Below are 3726 nucleotides of genomic sequence, written 5' to 3'. Positions count from 1 at the left end.
GCTCAACTGGGACTCCCTGACCAACGGTCCCGTCGGGCTCTACCTCACCCAGCAGCTGGGACTGCCGGGGCTGCCGATCGACTCCTCAATGCGGCGCTACTTCGTCGCGCTGGTGTTCCTCTACCTGGTCGTGCTGGTGACCTGGGTGCTCAGCCGGTCGACGTTCGGGCGGCGGCTGGCGGCGATCCGCGACAACGAGCCGCTGGCAAGGTCACTGGGCATCAACACGTTCATGTACCAGCTCGCCGCGTTCGTGATCTCCGCGTCCATCGCGGGGCTCGGCGGCCACCTGTACTTCATGCACCTGCGGGCCGTCACACCCGACCTGTTCGGGGTCATGGCGACCATCTCGGTGTTCCTCATGGTCGTGATGGGCGGCACCCGCACCCTGGTCGGCCCGCTGGTCGGCGCATGGGTGGTCGTCTTCTTGCCGGTCTGGTTCGGGCCGCTCGGGCTGGAGGACCCGCATAAGCAGGAGATCGCGTTCGGTGTCCTGCTCATGCTGTTCATGCTGCTCGCGCCGGCCGGTATCGTCGGCGGGCTCGGGGCGCTGGCCGACCGGCTGCGCCGTCGCGGCGACGATCCGGAAACCGCCGTGGCGGAGGCCGCCGCCGAGACCGCCGCCGAGACCGCCGCCGAGACCGCCGCGTCCCCGGCCGACGACGTCGCATCCGCTGCCGGTCCCGCCGCCACGCCGCGCGAGCGGACGGCCGGGGCCGGCGAGGTCCTGCTCGAGATCGACGGCGTCACGCGGCACTACGGCGCGCTCAAGGCCGTGGACGGCGTCTCCTTGGACGTCCGCCGCGGCGAGGTGGTCGGCATCATCGGGCCGAACGGCTCGGGCAAGACGACACTGGTGAACTGCATCACGGGGTTTCAGGGTCTCACCGCGGGCGCGCTGCGATGGAAGCGGCAGGACATCTCCGGGCGGCGGCCACACGAGCGCGCGCGGCTGGGCATCCTGCGGACGTTCCAGCAGTCCATGTCGTTTCCGGAGTACACGCCGCGTCAGCACTGCAACCTCGTGTGGTCGCTCGGCGAGAAGGCCGAGGGGCCGCTCGCGCGGGAGGTCGGCAGCATCGACGAACTGCTGCGGACCTTCCGCCTGGACCGCGTCGCCGACATGCCGGCGTCGGATCTGCCGTACGGGCAGGTGAGTAACCTCGGCATCGCCACCGTGGTGGCCACCCGGCTGCCGGAGCTGCTCGTGCTGGATGAACCCGCCGCGGGCCTGACCAGCGCGGAGAGCCTGGAGCTGCAACGCCGGCTGCTCGCGCTGCGGGATCGGGGCCTGACCATCCTGATCATCGACCACGACATGTCCTTCCTCATGCCGATGTGCGACCGGGTGGTCGTGCTCGACGCGGGCGCCAAGGTCATGGAGGGCACCCCGGACGTCGTGCAGCGCGACCCACGGGTCGTCGCCGCCTACCTGGGGGAGCGGTTCGCCGAGCGGACGGCCCCGGACACGGTTGGAGGAGAGAAGTGATGTCGAAGGTCGAGTCCACCGTGGCGACCCAGGTGGCCGTGCCGGGTGGCGGGTCCCTCCTCGCCAAGGGCCTGAACGCCGGCTACGGGAAGATCGCCGTCCTGCACGACATCAGCCTGCAGGTCGCCGCCGGCGAGAGTGTCGCACTGCTCGGGGCCAACGGTGCGGGCAAGACGACGTTCCTGCGCACCGTCTCCGGCCTCATGCGGCCCACGAGCGGGCGCATCGAGCTCGGCGGCGAGGACGTCGTGCGGTGCTCGCCCACGCAGATACTGCGCCGCGGAATGGCGCACGTCCCGCAGGGCCGGCAGATCTTCGGCGGCCTCAGCGTGCGGGAGAACCTGCTGTTGGGATGCCGGCTGCGCACCGACAAGGCGGCCATCAAGGAGGAGCTCGAGTACATGCTGGAGGTCTTTCCCGCGCTCGCGCAGAAGATCCGGCAGCCGGCCGGCGACCTGTCCGGCGGCCAGCAGCAGGCGCTCGCCATCGCGCGGGCGCTCATGTCGAACCCGTCGCTGCTGCTGCTCGACGAGCCCTCCCTGGGCTTGGCGCCTCGGCTCGTCGACGACCTGTGCCAGATGCTCTCGCGCATCCGCGACGACCGGAAGATGGGCATGCTGGTCGTCGAGCAGGACACGCTCCTCGCGCTGGAGCTCACCGAGCGGGCGTACGTGCTGCAGCGCGGCGAGATCATCATGACGGGTCGGTCGGCCGAGCTGGCGTCCGACCCCGCGGTGGTCTACGCCTACCTCGGCGGGGGACCCGAGGGCTGAGCGGTACGCTCGCGCTTTCGTCCTGCCACCCGATCGTGTCCTCAGGCGCTGCCGTCGCCCGCCTGCTGCTGCAGGGCCCACCACACCCTCTCGGGCGTGAGCGGCAGGTCACGGATCACCGCACCCGTGGCCTGGGCCACGGCCCCCGCCAGGGCGGGTGCCGTGCACAGGAGCGCGCCCTCGCTGATGCCTTTGGCGCCGTACGGGCCCGGCCCGTCGGCATTCTCCACCATGCCGGTCCGCAGGCCCAGCGGGACGTCCTTGGTGGTCGGAATGCGGTAGTCCAGCGCGCCGAGGTTGCGGATGCGCCCGGCGTCGTCGTGGATCAGCTGCTCCATGAGCGAATGCCCCAGGCCCATGATCGCGGCACCCTCGTCCTGGGTCTCGACCTGCAGCGGGTTCAATGCCCGGCCGACGTCGGAGACCGTCACGTGGTCATGGATGAGGATCTCGCCGGTCTCCCGGTCCACCTCGACTTCGAACGCCGTGCAGTTGAACTCGTAGAACGCGGGCGTGCCGCCAAGCGGGTGGTCGCCCACGCGGGGCTTGCGCATGCGTCCGGTGCCGACGAGCTCGCCGTTCCACCGCCGCAGCCCTGTCCGGACGAAGTCGGGGATGGTGCGGGTGCCGTCGGGCAGGTGCACCAGCCCGTGCTCGACCCGGACCTGGGACTCGTCGAGCCCTAGCAGGTCGCAGGCGAGCTCCGCGAGCTGCTCGTGTACGTCCGCGCACGCTCGACTGATCGCCGTGCCCATGAAGACGGTGGAGCGGCTTGCGGAAGTCTGCAGGTCGAACGGCACCACGTCGGTGTCGCCCATGACCACCTGTACCCGGTCGACCTCGATGCCGAACGCGTCGGCCACGAGCTGGGCGAAGATCGTCCGGGCACCCTGGCCCATGTCCGAGGTCCCGGCGTAGAGGATCGCGGAGCCGTCAGCGAGCAGCCGGACAGTGCTGTTGGACAGGCCCGTAGTGGCCCCAGCCTTGATGCCGACGGCGATGCCGCGCCCGCGTCCCGGCGGCAAGGGGGTGTCCCAGCCCACCATCTCCGCGGCCTTCTGCAGCACCTGCGGCCAGTGCCCGTCCGCGGGAGCGTCGCCCGGCACGACGTCGTCGCCCTTGTCGGCGAGGTTGCGGGCACGGATCTGCAGGCCGTCCAGGCCCAGGCGCCGTGCGGCCGCGTCGAACTGCTGCTCGACGGCCCAGGTCACCTGCGGGCTGCCGAATCCCCGGAACGCGGTGCTCGGGGTGGTATGGGACAGCACGGCGCGGGCCCGGATACGGGCGTTGGCCGTGCGGTACGGGCCGCAGGACAGGTAGCCGCCCTTGGTCATAACCCGCTCGGCGATGTCGGCGTAGGCACCGATCAGGTAGTCGGCGTGCACGTCGTGGAAGACCAACTCGCCGTCGCCACTGAAGCCGCTGCGCACCCGTACCTGCGCCGCGGCCCGGCGCACCGCCTGG

3 protein-coding genes are annotated in these 3726 nt (G+C 71.1%); 2 read left to right on the top strand and 1 reads right to left on the bottom strand.

All coding sequences use genetic code 11. From position 1 onward, the window contains the following. Together ELR45_RS28015 and ELR45_RS28010 are read left to right on the top strand one after the other, a co-directional pair. On the top strand, positions 1–1489 hold a 1489-nt coding region (locus ELR45_RS28015; protein ID WP_165368167.1), incomplete at its 5' end, for a branched-chain amino acid ABC transporter ATP-binding protein/permease. Continuing rightward, positions 1489–2262 (top strand): ABC transporter ATP-binding protein, encoded by a 774-nt coding sequence (locus ELR45_RS28010; protein WP_129669262.1) that lies wholly within the window; start codon positions 1489–1491, stop codon positions 2260–2262. The genes ELR45_RS28015 and ELR45_RS28010, both read left to right, overlap by 1 nt. Positions 2263–2303: 41 nt before the next feature. Here the strand turns inward: ELR45_RS28010 and ELR45_RS39355 are convergent. After that, positions 2304–3726, bottom strand: a 1423-nt coding sequence (locus tag ELR45_RS39355; protein ID WP_205857403.1) for a xanthine dehydrogenase family protein molybdopterin-binding subunit, incomplete at its 5' end; no start/stop codon positions are given.

It is taken from the genome of Phytoactinopolyspora endophytica, from assembly GCF_004138495.1.
Taxonomy (GTDB): Bacteria; Actinomycetota; Actinomycetes; order Jiangellales; family Jiangellaceae; genus Phytoactinopolyspora; species Phytoactinopolyspora endophytica.
The sequence above is the reverse complement of the archived record's forward strand: the minus strand, read 5'-3'. Positions and strand labels throughout refer to the sequence as shown.

Bases quoted from the DNA above. Each gene is read 5' to 3' on its own strand.
- ELR45_RS28010 (WP_129669262.1), top strand. From the start codon at position 1,489: ATGTCGAAGGTCGAGTCCACCGTGGCGACCCAGGTGGCCGTGCCGGGT.